The organism is Flavobacterium sp. N502536, assembly GCF_025947345.1.
In the GTDB taxonomy this organism is placed as follows: domain Bacteria; phylum Bacteroidota; class Bacteroidia; order Flavobacteriales; family Flavobacteriaceae; genus Flavobacterium.
The window spans coordinates 4,072,083-4,088,650 of sequence record NZ_CP110011.1 but is presented as its reverse complement, the minus strand read 5'-3'; the positions used below and the strand labels follow the sequence as shown (position 1 = coordinate 4,088,650).

Annotated in this window: 14 protein-coding genes; 10 read left to right on the top strand and 4 right to left on the bottom strand. The window is 35.5% G+C overall.

The window, feature by feature from the left end; all coding sequences use genetic code 11:
* Nucleotides 1-737 precede the first annotated feature (737 nt).
* The gene (locus tag OLM61_RS17215; protein WP_264523840.1) at nucleotides 738-1,592 is read right to left on the bottom strand and encodes a S1 RNA-binding domain-containing protein; all 855 of its coding nucleotides are present in this window, start codon (nucleotides 1,590-1,592) and stop codon (nucleotides 738-740) included.
* Nucleotides 1,593-1,758: 166 nt separating this feature from the next.
* Between OLM61_RS17215 and OLM61_RS17210 the strand changes: the two genes are divergently transcribed.
* On the top strand, nucleotides 1,759-3,108 hold the full coding sequence (locus OLM61_RS17210) for a M28 family metallopeptidase (protein ID WP_264523839.1): 1,350 nt from the start codon (nucleotides 1,759-1,761) through the stop codon (nucleotides 3,106-3,108).
* A 77-nt stretch (nucleotides 3,109-3,185) separates the two neighbouring features.
* On the opposite strand, the gene menD is transcribed toward OLM61_RS17210, so the two are convergent.
* On the bottom strand, nucleotides 3,186-4,850 hold the full coding sequence (gene menD, locus OLM61_RS17205; protein ID WP_264523838.1) for a 2-succinyl-5-enolpyruvyl-6-hydroxy-3-cyclohexene-1-carboxylic-acid synthase: 1,665 nt from the start codon (nucleotides 4,848-4,850) through the stop codon (nucleotides 3,186-3,188).
* Nucleotides 4,851-5,027: 177 nt separating this feature from the next.
* Here menD and OLM61_RS17200 point away from each other — a divergent pair, with 177 nt between their 5' ends.
* On the top strand, nucleotides 5,028-6,206 hold the full coding sequence (locus tag OLM61_RS17200) for a thioredoxin family protein (protein WP_264523837.1): 1,179 nt from the start codon (nucleotides 5,028-5,030) through the stop codon (nucleotides 6,204-6,206).
* A 14-nt stretch (nucleotides 6,207-6,220) separates the two neighbouring features.
* Nucleotides 6,221-6,718: a GNAT family N-acetyltransferase gene (locus OLM61_RS17195; protein ID WP_264523836.1), complete on the top strand. Its 498-nt coding sequence runs from the start codon at nucleotides 6,221-6,223 to the stop codon at nucleotides 6,716-6,718.
* A 77-nt stretch (nucleotides 6,719-6,795) separates the two neighbouring features.
* Here OLM61_RS17195 and OLM61_RS17190 read toward each other — a convergent pair whose 3' ends face one another.
* Nucleotides 6,796-7,383 carry a glutathione peroxidase gene (locus tag OLM61_RS17190; RefSeq protein ID WP_264523835.1) on the bottom strand — a complete coding sequence of 196 codons (588 nt, stop codon included), beginning with the start codon at nucleotides 7,381-7,383 and terminating at the stop codon, nucleotides 6,796-6,798.
* Between the two features lie 856 nt (nucleotides 7,384-8,239).
* Here OLM61_RS17190 and OLM61_RS17185 point away from each other — a divergent pair.
* From OLM61_RS17185 to OLM61_RS17175, 3 genes are all read left to right on the top strand, one after another.
* Nucleotides 8,240-8,770, top strand: coding sequence for an RNA polymerase sigma factor (locus tag OLM61_RS17185; RefSeq protein ID WP_264523834.1), 531 nt, complete (start codon nucleotides 8,240-8,242; stop codon nucleotides 8,768-8,770).
* Nucleotides 8,770-9,558 (top strand): anti-sigma factor, encoded by a 789-nt coding sequence (locus tag OLM61_RS17180; RefSeq protein ID WP_264523833.1) that lies wholly within the window; start codon nucleotides 8,770-8,772, stop codon nucleotides 9,556-9,558. The genes OLM61_RS17185 and OLM61_RS17180 overlap by 1 nt, the downstream gene beginning before the upstream one ends.
* A 101-nt stretch (nucleotides 9,559-9,659) precedes the next feature.
* Entirely contained in the window at nucleotides 9,660-10,040 is a 381-nt protein-coding gene (locus tag OLM61_RS17175; RefSeq protein ID WP_264523832.1) for a DoxX family protein, read from the top strand.
* 72 nt (nucleotides 10,041-10,112) lie between these two features.
* Here the strand turns inward: OLM61_RS17175 and ccsA are convergent, their stop codons facing one another.
* Nucleotides 10,113-13,319 (bottom strand): cytochrome c biogenesis protein CcsA, encoded by a 3,207-nt coding sequence (ccsA, locus tag OLM61_RS17170; protein WP_264523831.1) that lies wholly within the window; start codon nucleotides 13,317-13,319, stop codon nucleotides 10,113-10,115.
* A 340-nt stretch (nucleotides 13,320-13,659) separates the two neighbouring features.
* Between ccsA and OLM61_RS17165 the strand changes: the two genes are divergently transcribed.
* From OLM61_RS17165 to OLM61_RS17150, 4 genes are all read left to right on the top strand, one after another.
* The gene (locus OLM61_RS17165) at nucleotides 13,660-14,421 is read left to right on the top strand and encodes a Rossmann-like and DUF2520 domain-containing protein (protein WP_264523830.1); all 762 of its coding nucleotides are present in this window, start codon (nucleotides 13,660-13,662) and stop codon (nucleotides 14,419-14,421) included.
* Nucleotides 14,405-14,932, top strand: coding sequence for a KdsC family phosphatase (locus OLM61_RS17160; RefSeq protein ID WP_264523829.1), 528 nt, complete (start codon nucleotides 14,405-14,407; stop codon nucleotides 14,930-14,932). The genes OLM61_RS17165 and OLM61_RS17160 overlap by 17 nt, the downstream gene beginning before the upstream one ends.
* 125 nt (nucleotides 14,933-15,057) lie before the next feature.
* Nucleotides 15,058-15,984 (top strand): geranylgeranylglycerol-phosphate geranylgeranyltransferase, encoded by a 927-nt coding sequence (locus OLM61_RS17155; RefSeq protein WP_264523828.1) that lies wholly within the window; start codon nucleotides 15,058-15,060, stop codon nucleotides 15,982-15,984.
* The gene (locus OLM61_RS17150) at nucleotides 15,977-16,561 is read left to right on the top strand and encodes a Maf-like protein (RefSeq protein ID WP_264523827.1); all 585 of its coding nucleotides are present in this window, start codon (nucleotides 15,977-15,979) and stop codon (nucleotides 16,559-16,561) included. Before OLM61_RS17155 ends, OLM61_RS17150 begins: the two co-directional genes overlap by 8 nt.
* Nucleotides 16,562-16,568: the final 7 nt, after the last annotated feature.

Sequence of the window (16,568 nt, the reverse complement as noted above, 5' to 3'; positions counted from 1 at the left end):
ATCATATGCAATGTTAACAATTGGTATACTCTTACAAAAAATAATATTTTTTAACAGTAGTTTTAAAAAATAATATTTAATTTTACACCCTAGAAATCAATGAGATACATTTTATTTCATTGGTCGAAGATTGATTTTCTTTCACTGATTTACTAACCTAAAAAATGATTTTTTTGAGAAAATTTAAAAAATTTGTCGCTCATTTTTTTACGGTTTTTATTCACAAACCACTGAAGAATGAGCAAATGATTTATTCGTTTGTTGAAACTTTAAAAAGGAGATAGTAACACCTAAGGTTAAAAGCTGGAATTGTTTAGTAATTAGTATCGAATTGATTACGAAAAGAGGAAAAAATGCTAACTAAAACTTTCTACAAGTTATTTTATCAAACCAAATGGTCTAGCCGTGAAATTGAGTTTTTGTTTTTAATATGGATGCATAGATTGTTTAAAAGACATACCGTTTCAGAAAGTAATTTCTAAAATTTTTAAAGCTGTTACTTTTTGAATGGATTCGAATTTATTTTATTTCTGTTTTTTTTTAATTACAATTTTTTTTAAAACTAGAATAAAAAGGGAAAGGCTACTTGTAATGAGTAGCCTTTCCTGTTATATCAATATATTTTTAAACTCCAAAAATCAAATTCCAAATTCCAAATACCAAGAGTATGCGCCCTATGTAAAATTTGGAGCTTGGAATTTGGAGCTTGGAATTTGGAATTTGAGATTTGGAATTTTTTATTCCTTTACCAGATAAATCCCGTCTTCCTTAATTTCGATCAGTTTTTCTTTATACAAAGATCCAATCGCCTTTTTAAACGTTTTTTTACTCATTTTGAGTACCGTTTTGATGTCTTCGGGATGCGAGTTGTCATTTAAACGCAAAAAACCACGATTGGCTCTTAATTCGTCTAAAATCTTTTCGGCATTTGGCTCAATACTTTGATAACCTTGTACTTGCAGCGCTACGTCGATTTTGTTGTCAGGACGTATGTTTTTAATATAACCGCGCATTCTGTCTCCGGTTCTGATCGCGTCATCATACACTTCGTCTTTGTACAGCAATCCTTTGTGCTTTTCATTGATGATCACATTAATCCCAATCTCGGTAATATGAGAAACAATCAATTCTACTTCCTCCCCTTTTTCCACGGTCAGCTGCTCGTTGCTCAAAAACTGATTGGTTTTACTTGAAGCTACCAGACGATTTGTTTTTTCGTCCATGTACAAATACACCAGGTAACGTTTTCCTTTTTCCATCGGGCGGGCTTGCTCTTTAAACGGAACAAGTATGTCTTTTTCCATTCCCCAATCCATAAAAGCCCCTACATTATTGATGTAATTCACTCTCAATAAAGCAAATTCATTTAATAAAATATAAGGTTCTAAAGTGGTCGCCACCGGACGTTGTTCGTGGTCTAAATAAACAAAAACGATCAATTCTTCCCCGATTTCGAATTCGTTCGGAACGTATTTGTTTGGTAATAAAATATCATGAATTCCTTCAGGGTCTTTCTCAGGGTTACCTAAAAACAAACCAACTTTGGTATCACGCAGTATAGTAAGGGTGTTGTATTTTCCTATTTCAATCATATTCTTAAAATTCTAAGCTGTTAAGCAGCTAAGTTTCCAGCTGCAAATGTACGAAGTTTGAAAATGGTAATCCTAAAAATGTTTCTAATTAAAAAAAGCCCTCCGGATCATGTTGTAGTTTATTCCTTTTCTTTAAATTTGAGAACCTATAATTAATCTCAAATCAATGAAAAAGACCATTTTCTATTCCATTTTTACCTTTTTGTTCTTTACCCATATTTCTACTTCACAAGTTGCCGAAGATCCCGAAATAAAGAAAATGATCAGCGAAATCAAAGCCGAAAACCTGGAAGCTACCATTCATAAATTAGTTTCTTTTGGCACCCGACATACGCTTAGTGATACCAAAAGCAAAACCAGAGGCATTGGTGCCGCCCAGCAATGGGTAAAAGCCGAGTTTGACAGGTTTGCTCTGGAATCTGACGGAAGGCTAACTTCTAAAATCGATTATTTTGATGTGAAAGCCGATGGAAAACGAATTGCCAAAGACAGCCAACTCGGAAATGTTATGGCAACTCTAAAAGGTACCGATCCGAACGATAATCGTGTGTTTATCATAAGCGGACATCTGGATTCGAGAGTTTCAGACGTTATGAATGTAAAATCTGATGCTCCGGGTGCCAACGATGATGGTTCCGGTGTTGCTGCCGTTATCGAATTGGCAAAAGTAATGAGTAAAAGAGCATTTCCTGCCACTATAATTTTCGTTGCTGTAACCGGTGAAGAGCAAGGTTTGTATGGTGCACGTCATTTAGCGGAACTGGCCAAAGCAGCCAATTGGAATATTGTTGCCATGCTAAACAATGACATGATCGGAAACAGTCTTTCCAGCGGTACTAATTTAAGAGACAATACTCAAATCAGAATTTTTAGCGAAACCATTCCGTTTTTAGAAACCGAAGAGGAAGCTAAAATGCGTAAAGCAACAAACCGTGACAACGACAGTCCGTCGCGCTTGTTGGCACGATATATCAAAACGGTGACTGAACAGTATGTTGACCAATTAAAAGTGAAATTGGTGTATCGAAATGACCGCTTCCTTCGTGGTGGTGATCATACTCCGTTTAGTCAAAATGGCTTTACCGCTGTTCGTTTTTGCGAAATGAATGAAAATTTCAATCATCAGCATCAGGATTTAAGAACTGAAAATGGTATTCAATATGGCGATCTTGCTGAGTTTATGGATTTTGAATATCTGCGAAAAAACACCTGTTCCAACTTAGCGACGCTGGCCAATTTAGCATGGTCACCAAAAGCGCCTTTAAATGTAGGGATCGAAGTAAAAGAGCTTTCTAACTCTTCCACTTTAGCGTGGAGCGTGCCCGAAGGAAAAACTCCTTTTGGCTACCAGATTTTAATGAGAGAAACTTCTTCTCCACACTGGGAAAAAACTTTTTTTGTAAAAGATACCAAAGCCGAAATCCCCTATTCTAAAGACAATTACTTTTTTGCCGTGCAAAGCGTCGATGCTTTAGGACATGCCAGTTTACCGGTATTCCCAGTTCCAATTCGTTAGTTTCGAATTTGCTGTAAAAATTAAAAAGACGCAAAGAAATAATAATCTTTGCGTCTTTTTATTTATTATTTTGGAGCTTAAACCAGCTCTTTAAAATATTGTTTTAAAATAACATCGTTCTCCGCAGTTGGTGTGAATATTTCCAAAATACAAGGAGCTTCATTAGTTGTGTAAAGTACTTCAATCCCCTTAGCTAAAGAATCCTCATCAGTAGCTACAAAATAATTCATCTTATACATTTTAGCCAGATGTTCGGCTGTTAAATGATGTGATGTTTCGAAATAGGTGTTAAAAACCGGTTTTTCTTCATGACCCGGTAAGATTCTGAAAATTCCTCCTCCTCCATTATTGATTAGAACAATTTTGAAGTTTTTAGGAATATAAGCATTCCACAAAGCATTGCTATCATACAAAAAGCTGATATCGCCCGTAATAAAAACGGTTTGTTTATCGTTTCCTACCGCTGCGCCCACTGCTGTTGATGTACTGCCGTCAATACCGCTTGTTCCGCGATTACAATAAACTTCGATTGAAGGATCGATCTCAATTAACTGTGCATATCGAATGGCTGAACTATTGCTAATTTGCAGCTGACTGTTTTTAGGAAGTGATCCGATTACTTTTTCAAATACTTTAAAATCTGAAAATCCAATTTTACGCAGATACTCTTCTTTTTTGATTTTTCTTAAATCGTAAATTTTATCAATTTTAGAAAAATAATCACTTGTCGCAAATGTTGTTTTTGGAAGCAGTTCTTTAAAAAAAGTATCCGGTTCCATTACAAAATGTTTACTTAAAGCATTAAAGGTATCATAAGCACGTAAAGTATCTATGTGCCAGTGGTGTTCGGGTTTGTATTTTCGTAAAAAAGCCTTAATACGCTTTGAAACAATCATACCTCCAAAAGTGATTAAAACTTCCGGTTCAAGCTCTTTAAAATCAGCATCGTCAAATGGTGTAATTAAAGTATCGATACTATTAATAAAACTTGGATGATGTAAATTTGATGTGGTCTCCGTAAGCACAACAATTGAGGGATCTTTGGCGAAGTTTTCCAGAATTTCTTTATCAACAGAATTGACTTCGTTTATACCTCCAATAAGAATTAATTTTCTTTTTGAAGTATTCCAAACAGCAACAGCTTCTGCTTCGTTTTCTATGATTGTTGTTCCCAGAATTTCCTCTGAATTGGTAATTACTGGCGCTACAGAAAGTTCTGAAACCGTTTCGTATAAAGGCTCTTCAAAAGGAGCATTAATATGAACAGGTCCTTTTTGAAGTATAGTGGTTTCTATGGCTTTATTGATCTTTAAATCATTTTCTGCAGAAGCTTCCTCGGTTAAATTGGCGTTATACACAGAATGGTTTTGAAATACATTCTCCTGACGAATCGTTTGTCCGTCACCAATATCAATCTTACTTTGCGGACGATCTGCCGAAATCACAATTAACGGAATCTGACTGTAAAATGCCTCAGCAACAGCCGGATAGTAGTTTAACAATGCTGATCCTGAAGTACAAACAATTGCGGTAGGTATTTTGGTTTGCTGCGCAATTCCCAATGCAAAAAAAGCAGCACAACGCTCGTCGGCAATACTATAACAGTTAAAATTAGGGTTTTGGGCAAATCCTATGGTCAAAGGCGCATTTCTTGATCCCGGAGAAATTATAATATTCGTGATTCCTTTGCCTGAACAAATTTCGATAATGCTTTGTGCAAGCGCTATTTTGGGGTAAATCATTCTTATGGTGTATTACTTTTTGAAAAGAGTCTTACTGTTTTTAAGGCTCTTTTTGACGGCACAAAGTTACGAACTTCGCATTGGATTTAACTTATAAATATGAAGATATTGAAACGAGTTTCTGGAAAAAGGGGATATATTTGTAAAAACGATTTTTTTCAATCAAACAAAGCCGTTATGCGTTTTCTATATCTCTTCTTTCTTTTTGTTTCAGTACCGTTTATACAAGCACAAAATCAGTTTGTTCCTGATGATACCCCTTACAAAACTGCTCTGGAGAATGCCAAAACACAAGGAAAACCACTTTTTGTAATGCTTTATGCCGATTGGTGTCCGCATTGTAATCTGATGAAAAAAGAAGTTTTTAGCGATCCTGCTGTGCTGGCTTTTTTGAACAAAAATTATGTTTGTGTCTGGAAAAACATTGAAAAAGAAGAAGGCACTGCACTTAAGAATAAATTCAATACCAAATCGCTTCCCACTTTTTTATTTATAGATCCTTCCAATGAAACGCTTTTATATGCCTTGAAAGGAGAATTAAAAAAAGAGGCTTTTATGGCGGAGGTAAACGCTTCCTTAAACCCTAAGCTGCAATTGCCTTACTTAGAAAAAGAGTTTCTTGCAGACCCCAGTAATGCCGTAAAGTTTTTCAACTATCTGAATACGTTGAAAAAAGGAAAAGACCGCACCGATTTATCGGTCCCGACACATATTTACCTCAATACACAATCGGATGCACAGTTGGTTAGTGAAACCAATTGGCGTGTGATTGCCAACGGGGTTACCGATATAAAATCAAGAGAATTTCAGTACGTTTTAAGTCATGAAAAAGAATTTGCCGCTGTGGCTTCGCAAAGTCGTATCGACCGCAAAATTGAAAGTATCGTATCCGAGTCACTTCGCCCCTATGTTGATAATTTAGACACCACAAACTATTACAAACAAAGAGAAATTGCAAAATCGGTACGCCTGCAGAAGATCGATTCGATGGTGTTTAAGTTTGATTTAACCCTTGCCGAACGAACCGAAAAATGGCAGTTCTACAAGAAAGTCACCCTCGATAATGCACAAAAATTAGTCTGGAACGACGCCAGTGTCCTAAAAGATATCGGGCAAACGTATTTAAAACATATTGCAGATACAGAGAGCTTGAAAAAGTCGATTTCCTGGGTAAAACATGCTATAGAATTAAATGATTCTTATGACGGAAATCTACTGCTGGCAAGGCTTTACAACAAAATAAAAGATAAAAAATCTGCCTTGCAATATGCCAGGGATGCCAAAGAAATTGCAAAAGAAATGAACTGGAATTCCAAAGAAGTTGATACCTTACTGACAGAACTCAATACCAAATAATCTAAAAAACAGCCATGAGCCTTAACATTAGACCAGCAACGACAAACGATTTAGAGCAGATTCTGGATATTGTAAACCATTCGATCCTGCATACCACAGCAAACTACAGCTATGAGATTCAAACTCTCGAAATTCAGACCCAATGGTTTGAAGATAAAAAGGCTAAAAAACTGCCTGTAGTAGTGGCAGAATTAGAGGGAGAGGTTGTTGGATTTGGGAGCTACGGGCAATTTCGTGAGAAGATTGGATACCAATATACAGTAGAACATTCGGTTTATGTGGTTGATCATGTGATTGGAAAAGGTATCGGTTCTCAGTTACTATCAGAATTGATTCGTTTGGCCAAAGAACAGGGCTATCAAGTGATGATTGGAGCAATTGATGCTGATAACGCCGGAAGTATTGCTTTTCATGAAAAATTTGGTTTTGTTGCAACCGGAACCCTTTGTGAAGTTGGATACAAGTTTGACCATTGGCTCGATTTGGTTTTCATGCAACTGATACTCAAATAAACCTGACACATCATAAAAAAAATCCACAAACCTAGAATTTAGGTTTGTGGATTTTTTTATTGGTTCAGATCGTGCTATTAACTCTTGATCCAGTTTATTACTTCCGGATCTGTAGGTAATGTTCTTGGTTTAATTACTTTAACCAATTCGCCTTTTTCGTTAATCAGGTATTTTTGAAAGTTCCATTCTACTTCAGAATCCTGTAAGCCGTTTTTAGATTTTTGCGTCAAAAATTTGTAGATTTCGCACATATCATTTCCTTTTACAGAAACTTTGTCCATCATTGGAAATGTTACCCCGTAGTTTTGTTGGCAAAAGGTCTCAATTTCTTTGTTTGTACCCGGTTCCTGCGATGCAAAATTATTAGCCGGGAATCCTACAATCACAAATCCTTTGTCTTTGTACTCTTTGTAGATTGCCTCAAGATCTTTGTATTGAGGAGTTAAACCGCATTTTGATGCTGTATTTACAATCATCACTTTTTTTCCTTTTAGCGAAGCAAAATCAAAAGTGTCTCCTGATAAATCTTCCACCTTAAATTGATAAATGGTTTCTTTTGCCATGGTTTTATCTGTTTTAGATAATTTTTCTTTACTGGTTTGCGCCTGTGTATTTGTGCCGAACAAAAGAACTACACTACAGACTATAAATACGACTTTTTTCATTGTTTAATTTTTTATAAAATTAGTTAAATTCTCCTTCTCCAAATGACTTTACTTGCTATATTTTTACTAAACATAAGTTAAATAAAAAAATGAAGCCTAACGTTAATCAGACGTTAGGCTTCCCCCCATACAAACAAATCAAACCATGAATTAATCGTTCTTATCTTTTATATTTTTATATTAAATACAGTTGATGTCCCGGTTATAGTGCGGATACTTTTCAAAATTCCAGTCCCTTTGGAGTATATTTTTTTATGGCGTTTATGTTCATTCTGGGCAAGAAGTGGGCTTCCGGAATTCTAAATTCAATTTTACTGTGGAAGTCCGATGACATCAACTTATCTACTAATTCCTAAATAATGTATTATCGTTTGTTACAATCTCTGAATTCTTATGATCATACTGAGCAAGCTGTCTGCGAAAATCACTTTTATTAAATCCCTGGAATGCTAACACTGCGGTCAGACCTACGATCAGTATTTTTAATTTGTTTAAGCCGTTCATGACAATCAAATTTTATTTATTGAGATTTACTTTACAATTAATTCTTTTTAAATGTTAATTTTTATCAGCCTTTCTGTCCTCAGAAATACTTTTAAATAATCGAAATCATCTTCATTTTCAGCCTCTTGCTATTTTCGTAATTATTATTCTGATGTTATAATAGCATTTACGTAATTGGATTGTTTTTGGTTTTAAAAAAATCAAAAAAAAGTGATATTTTTTTCAAAACCCTTATTTTACTAGGTTTTGGACTGTTAAAAAAAAGTAAAATTTCAGAAAAAAATAAATTATCTTTATCTCAGGTTACACAATATATTTCCAAAATTTTGTTTCAACTTAAAAACCCCAGCTTATGAGTCAGGAAGAATTATTAGTTTTAATTTACAAAAAAGACGAAAGAGCTTTTACCCATTTGTACGATATGTACTCGAAAAGTTTATTTTCGGTGATCAATGTTCTGATCAAAAACCGGGAAGAAGCCGAAGATGTTTTGCAGGAAGTTTTTGTTAAAATCTGGAAAAACATCGACTCCTATAATGAAAGTAAAGGAAGGTTTTACACCTGGATCCTTAATATTGCCCGCAATACTTCCATCGATAAGTTAAGATCCAAAAATTTTAATAACAGTCAAAAAAACCTTTCTTCAGATAATTTCGTAAATCTGTTAGACGACAGTAATAAACTCGTTAATAGAATTGATACTATTGGAATACAAGAATTTGTAAAAAAATTGAAACCAAAATGTATTGAGATTATAGATTTATTATTTTTTAAAGGATATACCCAACAAGAAGCCTCAGAAGAATTGGCACTGCCTTTGGGAACGATCAAAACGCAAAACAGAAACTGTATTAACGATTTAAGAAATTATCTAAAAATATAATGGAAGCAAAAGAGTACATAGAATCAGGAATTCTGGAACTATATGTTTACGGTTTATTGACCGAAACTGAAAATCTGGAAATAGCCGAGCTGGCTAAGAAAAACCCGGAAGTTGAAGAGGAAATTGTTTCGATCGAAAAAGCTATCGTAGCTTTATCATCAAGTTTCTCTCCTTTTCACTCGGTAGCCAACTTTGAGAAGATAAAAGCCCGTTTAGAGCTGAAACACGGCAAAGTAGTCGAAATGAAACCTGCTTCAAGCTGGTCTCAATATGTAGGCTGGGCCGCGGCAGTATTGCTGCTCTTAGGTTTTGGATATCAAACTTTAGAATTGACAAAATCAAAAGAAGCTATTGCAACTGTTGGTACGGAGAAAAACAAAATTGAAAAAGATTATGCTTTCTTAGATCAGCAGAACAAGCAAACCGAAAAAAGTCTGACTATTGTAAGAGACATCAAAAACACAGGTGTAACCCTTGGCGGACAAGCGGTTTCTCCAGGTTCATTTGCAAAAGTGTACTGGAACAAAGAAACGAAAACTACCTATATCGATGCTGCCGGTTTACCTAAACCGCCAAAAGGTATGGTGTATCAGGTTTGGGCTTTAAAACTAAGTCCGGTACTAACCCCTACCAGTATTGGTTTACTAGATAACTTTGAAGGAAACAATCAAAAAATATTTGCTGTAAATCAAACCGACTCAGCAGAGGCTTTTGGAATTACTTTAGAACCTGCAGGAGGAAGCTTAACGCCTACTATGGAACAATTGTATACTTTAGGAAAAGTTTAAAACAGCCTATCACAAAACTTAAAAAACGCATATTCAATTCAATATGCGTTTTTTTTTTATTACTTTCAATATATAAACCTTACCAATAAACCAATTAAATCATGAATGGAACTTTACTTCTAAGAATTGCAGTTGCTCTTATCCTCCTTACCCATTCTGTTTTCGGAATGTTTAATAACGGAATTAACGATTTTGGAAATTTATACCTCAATCAGATTGGTTTCGCACCTTTTGGCGTTTTTCTGGCCTGGTCTATTAAATTGTCGCATGTTGTGGCGGCACTGCTACTACTTTTTAATAAATACATTAAACTGGCTGGATTTGTCACTATACTGATCTTAATTATGGGAATAATTCTGGTTCATTTTCAGGAAGGCTGGTTTGTAGTGGGTGGCGGAAGAAATGGTATGGAGTATAATTTTTTACTCATTGTCGTATTACTGGCAATTATGTATCCTAATGGGTTAAAAAAAGAAAACTAAATACTTCAGTTTAGACATAAAAAAAAGATTCAGCTAAAAACTGAATCTTTTTTTTATGTGAATTATTATTTCTTACTTTTTCTTGCTTTTATAATGCTTGCGGTGCTTAGGATATGTGATTGCTCCAATAATCGAGATCACTCCTAATGAATACCAAATCCAGCTTAAAGAATGTGCTTCTCCGGTAGCATACGAATGTAAGCCTACTAAGTGGAAATTTACCCCGTAATAGGTAAACAAAATAGAGATAAAAGCATACATACTCATTAAGTTAAAGAACCATTTTCCTCTAAGAGCCGGTACAAAACGAGCGTGAATAACAAAAGCATATACCATAATCGAGATTAAAGCCCAGGTTTCTTTTGGATCCCATCCCCAATAACGTCCCCAACTTTCGTTGGCCCATTGACCGCCCAGGAAGTTACCAATTGTTAGCATGATTAAACCAATTGTAAGTGACATTTCATTGATATAAGTAATCTCTTTAATGTTCAAATCCATTTTGGTTTTGTTTTTTTCATTGGTAAAGAAAATCAATACCAAAGCTACAAAACCTAAAATCATACTTAACGCAAACGGACCATAACTACCTACAATTACTGCTACGTGAATCATTAACCAATAAGAATTCAGTACCGGCTGTAAGTTTGCAATTTCCGGATCAATCCAGTTCATATAAGCAGCCATTACGATCATTGCAGTCACAAAAGCGGATGAAGCTACGGTAAGTTTCGATTTTCTGTCAAAAGCCAACCCAAAGAACATCGTCGCCCAGGCTACATAGATAATAGACTCGTAAGCATTACTCCATGGAGCATGACCTGAAATGTACCAGCGCGCTACAAGCCCTAAAGTATGCAGAGCAAATAGTAATCCTACCAGTACATGAAAACCGTTGATCGTTATGCGAAGCCATTTCTTCTCAAAAAAGATATTTACAATGGTAAAAATCAACATGAAAGCCGAAACAGTAAGGTACCAAAACGGTAATTTTTTGAAAATATCATATTTGTTGTAGGCTATTTCAGCGTCAATTTTTTCCTCACTTGGTCGTACTTTACTTCCAAATTTCTTTTGAAAACCGTTAATACTTTCGACCAACTGATCGGCTGTAGTAAAGTTTTTAGAAATCGAACCATTATTCAAAGCACTAAAATACATTGGCAGAATCTGAGTAACATAAGTCGAATCCATTCCTTTAAATCCTCCCTGCTGTCTTTCCAGATACGAAACCCATTTGTGATTTGGATCATTCGGAATAGGGAATATTTTCAGAATACTACCGCTTAAAGCAGATTCCATTAAATTAACTCTTTTATCCGTATCCATAAAATCCTTCTCAAACTGATTTGGATTTCCTACTTTGTATGCTGCGTCTAAAAATGGTGAAAGTTTATAATTTCCATTGGCATCAAAAAACTTAACAAAAGGAGCGTGTTTAGCGGTTTTCTCTACCCCGATAATTTTACGAATACTGTCATTTCCGGCTCTCAAATAAACAAGTGGAACCTGTATCCAAACCTGAGCATATTGTGTCATAGACAAAAACACCTGATCCGAATTCATTCCGTTATACGTATCGCTCTGACTCACTTTTCTAAGTAATTCAGATGAGAAAGTATTAATAGGCTTCATTCTACCACCAGCATCCTGAATGATCAAACGACCAAATTTAGCGGCATGAGCTTCAGGAGCTTTGTAAATAGTCAATAAAGAGTCTAATTGTTTCTGACTTGGCGGAGCAGGTGCATGATTGGCGTGATCGTTAGGATCCGTGTTGTGATTGTGTTCATGACCCGGTGTATGAACATGCGGTGCCTGAGCAAAACCACTTAAACCAATCATTAAAACCAATATCGTGATCAATTTTTCTTTTTTCTTTTTCACGCCTTCTAATTTGCGTTTCAAGTCGCCAAAACGGGAATGTTTGGTAAACATAATAGCCATCAAACCAATGTACAACATAAAATAACCGAAATAAGTAATGTTAGTTCCCCATGAATCGTGATTTACAGACAATACAGTTCCTTTCTCGTCCGGATCAAAGGATGACTGGAAGAATCGGTATCCTTTATGATCTAAAACGTGATTCATATAAATATCAGCATTAAATGTTTCTGTAGAATCCTGAACGGTTACTTTACTTTCAAAAGAAGAGTAACTTTTCTCAGTTCCCGGATATTTTGTAGCAATAAAATCGTTTAATTTTATTTTAAAAGGCAAGATATATGCTTTACTTCCGTAGAATAAACTGTACTCAATTTTTCCGATTTTAACGGTCTGAGGCTCCCCTACACTACCTTTAGAACCCAAAAGTCTTACTTCTTTTTCCTGTCCGTCCGCTTTAACTTTTACAATCAAAGCATCATGGTGTGATTTTGCTCTAAAGTCGTTATTCGATTGATAATCTATTACTCCCTTGACAGCAGGATCCGGAAATACAATTCTAATATCACCAATACTGTACAAAGAACGCATCATCAATGGCTGCACATTATCTTTGGTTACAGCACCTTTTAATTTATCAGCCATTCGCATAAACTCTCCTTCAAAAGGCGTTTGAATGGTATATTTTTCACCTGTAGTATTGATGTTGATCGCTCCGGCAGTTGGTTTGTTCAGAGCAAATAGTACGTTATGGATGTTTTGTACTTCACCCTCTTTCAAAAAGTGTTCTTCACGTCCGCCAGATCCTGCTTCTACCATTTTAAGGTATAAAGTTCCTTTTGGATCCGGTTTTATGGTTTCGGTAGCTCCCATGATATAATTCACATACGTCACTTCAAAAGGAGTTTCGTCGAATTTTCCGGAAAGCGTAAAATCATTGTTAGTAACCGGCGAAAACAATAAGTTTTTTTCAAAAACTCTGCGTTTCATTTCGCCTTTGTATTCTCCATCTGCAAAAACCGTTAAGAATGTTTTATCGGAGTAAATTTGATTTTCGGCAGCACCTTCACGAATAGGCATCATACCTTCGTAACTGATATAACGGGTAATAAAAGCTCCCAAAAGAATAAAGATAAAAGCAAGGTGCAATAACAGCGTTGCCCATTTTTCTTTTTTTAGTAGTTGGTAACGTTTGATGTTTCCGAAGAAATTGATCAGGAAAAAGACCATTATCGCCTCAAACCACCAGGTATTGTAAATTAAAATTCGGGCTGTATCTGTGTTGTACTTACTTTCGATAAAAGTTCCAACACCCATTGCAATTGCGAATGTTAAAAAAAGAACAGCCATTAATCGTGTAGAAAACAAAAAAGAGAATATTTTTTTATCCATTTTTAAGGAATTACATTGTATAAAAGTGCCACAAAAGTACTTAAAAATGTTGACTCTCAATATTTGTGATTTGTTAATAAAAACTAAAAAAGCCCATCAAACTAAATTGATTTCGCAAAAGCGTACGCTAAACTTTACAAAGCTATAATCCGGCATCAGAAATTTGCTTTTTATACCACAGTTTATAGGATTAAAAAGAAAGATTCATCTCCTTTTATAAACTTCATTTAGAGTATTACCTTATTGAACAAATCAGCAGAATCATTGTAATCAGTATCATCTATGGCTAAAGTTCCATCGTGTTTATTCTCTTTAAAAAAAATAATGCTAATTTTGCACTATGATTCGAATTTCAATAATTGGTTCCGGAAATGTTGCCCAACATTTGATAAAAGCTTTCTCTAAAAGCGAAGCGGTAGAAATTGTGCAGGTGTTTTCCAGAAAAAAAGAAGCTCTTGCTTCTTTAGTTAGTTTTGAAAAAATTGTAAATGATTTTGACTCCCTCCTTGAAGCTGATCTCTATATCATTGCTGTTTCTGACAATGCGATTTCAGAGGTTTCAAAACAACTGCCTTTTCAAAACCGAGTTATAGTTCACACCTCAGGCGCAGCTTCGCTTGATGTTTTGGATGCTAAAAACAGAAAAGGTGTTTTTTATCCGCTTCAAACATTTTCAAAAAATAAGGAAGTTGATTTCTCCACCATTCCAATGTGTCTGGAGGCCGAAAACACCTTTGATTATCGCGTTCTAGAAAGTGTTGCCAAAAGCATTTCGCAAGCCGTTTATCCCATAAATTCCGGCCAAAGAAAAGCATTGCATGTTGCAGCCGTTTTTGTGAATAATTTCACCAATCATCTTTATCAAATCGGACAGGAGATTTGCAAAGAGCATCAGGTGCCCTTTGAAGTTTTAAAACCTTTAATTCAGGAAACTGCTCAAAAAATAAATACTTTAGCCCCGGCGGATGCACAAACGGGACCTGCAAAACGCAAAGATTCTACCACAATTGAAGCGCATTTGGAGTATTTAACCCATGAAAATCAAAAGAATATTTATAAAATACTAACACAATCTATACAGCATAATGGCAAAAAATTATAAAGAAATAATGAATGACATCACAACGTTTGTTTTTGATGTTGATGGCGTACTTACAGACAGTTCGGTTTTTGTAACCAATGAAGGAGAGATCCTGCGTACGATGAATATTCGTGATGGTTATGCAATGAAAGCGGCAGTTGAAAGCGGCTATAATGTTTGCATTATTTCAGGCGGAAGCAATGAAGGAGTCCGTGTTCGTTTGCGTAATTTAGGAATTACAGACATTCATTTAGGAACTCCTGATAAAGTAGAAACTTTTAAAGAATACACCGATACTTACAACATCAAACCGGAGCAGGTTTTGTATATGGGTGACGACATACCGGATTTTCACGTAATGAAATTAGTAGGTTTGCCAACCTGTCCGCAAGATGCCAGCCCGGAGATCAAAAACATTTGCCGTTACATCTCACATGTAAATGGAGGAAAAGGCGCTGCCCGTGATGTAATCGAACAAGTAATGAAAGTTCAGGGAAAATGGATGGAACATTTTAGCGGGAAACACGATTAATGATTGCAGATTGCAGATTGTAGATTTTAGATTATAGATTGCGGATTACATTTCACATATAACATCTTACAATCTACATCTCACAAAAAAAACCTAGCCCCTCAGAACCTTAGTACCTCAAAAAAATGAAATTCCTCAAACTCATTCGATACAAAAACCTACTGATGCTTGCTTTTATGCAGGTATTATTTCGTTATGCTTTCTTAAAACAACAAAACATCCCTTTAGCTTTGGCCGACTGGCAATATGGACTATTGGTTTTAAGTACCGTTTTACTGGCTGCAGCGGGTTATGTCATCAATAATATATATGATGTTGCGACCGACAGCATCAACAAGCCCAATGATGTTGTAATTGGTAAAGGAATTTCTGAAACCACCGCCTACAACATTTATATCGGACTAAACATTACTGGTGTTGCTATTGGATTCCTATTGTCTAATATCATTTTTAGGCCCATGTTTGCTTCGTTCTTTATTTTGATTGCCTCGCTTCTTTATTTTTATGCGACCACTTTAAAGCAAATTATGATACTGGGGAATTTTGTTGTCGCGTTACTGCTTTCTGCAAGTGTATTGATTATCGGGGTTTTCGACCTCTTTCCTGCCACAACTTCTGAAAATCAGGCACAGATGGCGAGTATGTTCTCGATTTTAACCGATTATGCTTTATTTGCCTTTATGATCAATTTTATTCGAGAAATAGTCAAAGACATTGAAGATGTGAATGGTGATTACAATCAGGGAATGAATACCCTTCCTATTGCAATCGGAATTAGCAGAGCGTCAAAAATAGCGTTAGGTTTTGCCATCGTTCCTTTTATCTCCTGTCTGCTTTACATCAATACCTATTTTGTCGAAAATAAGCTCTTTATTGCTACTTTTTATGCTTTTGCCTTTGTTTTAGCGCCTCTGCTCTACTTTATTGTAAAAATATTTGGTGCAAAACATCCAAAAGAATTTCATCATTTAAGCCGCATTTTAAAACTCATTTTATTCTTCGGAATTTTATCGATTCTCGTTATCACCCTAAATATCAAGTATAATGCTTAAAGAAAAACTAAAAAAATATACTTTAATACTGGCCTCCGGATCGCCTCGCAGGCAACAGTTTTTTAAGGACCTCGATCTTGACTTCGAAATTAGGTTAAAAGACATTGAGGAGATCTACCCACCTGAATTAAAAGCAGTCGAAATAACCGATTATCTGGCAAAACTAAAAGCCAATGCATTTGAGGGCGAACTTAACGAAAATGAAATTTTAGTAACCAGCGATACTATTGTATGGCATCAGAATAAAGCATTAGGCAAACCAAAAGATGCTGAAGAAGCCTTTAAAATGATCCGATCGCTATCCAATACAACCCATGAAGTAATAACATCGGTTTGCTTTAAAACAAACCATTCTTCAACGCTATTGAACGATATTACAAAGGTTACTTTCAATGATTTATCTGATGAGGCTATTTTGTATTACATCCAAAATTACAAACCTTATGACAAAGCCGGAGCTTATGGTATTCAGGAATGGTTTGGTTTTATGGCAGTTGCAAAAGTAGAAGGCTCTTATACCAATGTTATGGGATTGCCGACCGCAAAAGTTTATGAATATTTGAGTACTTTAGTGTAAAATTTTA

Bases quoted from the DNA above. Each gene is read 5' to 3' on its own strand.
- OLM61_RS17215 (WP_264523840.1), bottom strand. From the start codon at position 1,592: ATGATTGAAATAGGAAAATACAACACCCTTACTATACTGCGTGATACC.
- OLM61_RS17210 (WP_264523839.1), top strand. From the start codon at position 1,759: ATGAAAAAGACCATTTTCTATTCCATTTTTACCTTTTTGTTCTTTACC.
- menD (WP_264523838.1), bottom strand. From the start codon at position 4,850: ATGATTTACCCCAAAATAGCGCTTGCACAAAGCATTATCGAAATTTGT.
- OLM61_RS17200 (WP_264523837.1), top strand. From the start codon at position 5,028: ATGCGTTTTCTATATCTCTTCTTTCTTTTTGTTTCAGTACCGTTTATA.
- OLM61_RS17195 (WP_264523836.1), top strand. From the start codon at position 6,221: ATGAGCCTTAACATTAGACCAGCAACGACAAACGATTTAGAGCAGATT.
- OLM61_RS17190 (WP_264523835.1), bottom strand. From the start codon at position 7,383: ATGAAAAAAGTCGTATTTATAGTCTGTAGTGTAGTTCTTTTGTTCGGC.
- OLM61_RS17185 (WP_264523834.1), top strand. From the start codon at position 8,240: ATGAGTCAGGAAGAATTATTAGTTTTAATTTACAAAAAAGACGAAAGA.
- OLM61_RS17180 (WP_264523833.1), top strand. From the start codon at position 8,770: ATGGAAGCAAAAGAGTACATAGAATCAGGAATTCTGGAACTATATGTT.
- OLM61_RS17175 (WP_264523832.1), top strand. From the start codon at position 9,660: ATGAATGGAACTTTACTTCTAAGAATTGCAGTTGCTCTTATCCTCCTT.
- ccsA (WP_264523831.1), bottom strand. From the start codon at position 13,319: ATGGATAAAAAAATATTCTCTTTTTTGTTTTCTACACGATTAATGGCT.
- OLM61_RS17165 (WP_264523830.1), top strand. From the start codon at position 13,660: ATGATTCGAATTTCAATAATTGGTTCCGGAAATGTTGCCCAACATTTG.
- OLM61_RS17160 (WP_264523829.1), top strand. From the start codon at position 14,405: ATGGCAAAAAATTATAAAGAAATAATGAATGACATCACAACGTTTGTT.
- OLM61_RS17155 (WP_264523828.1), top strand. From the start codon at position 15,058: ATGAAATTCCTCAAACTCATTCGATACAAAAACCTACTGATGCTTGCT.
- OLM61_RS17150 (WP_264523827.1), top strand. From the start codon at position 15,977: ATGCTTAAAGAAAAACTAAAAAAATATACTTTAATACTGGCCTCCGGA.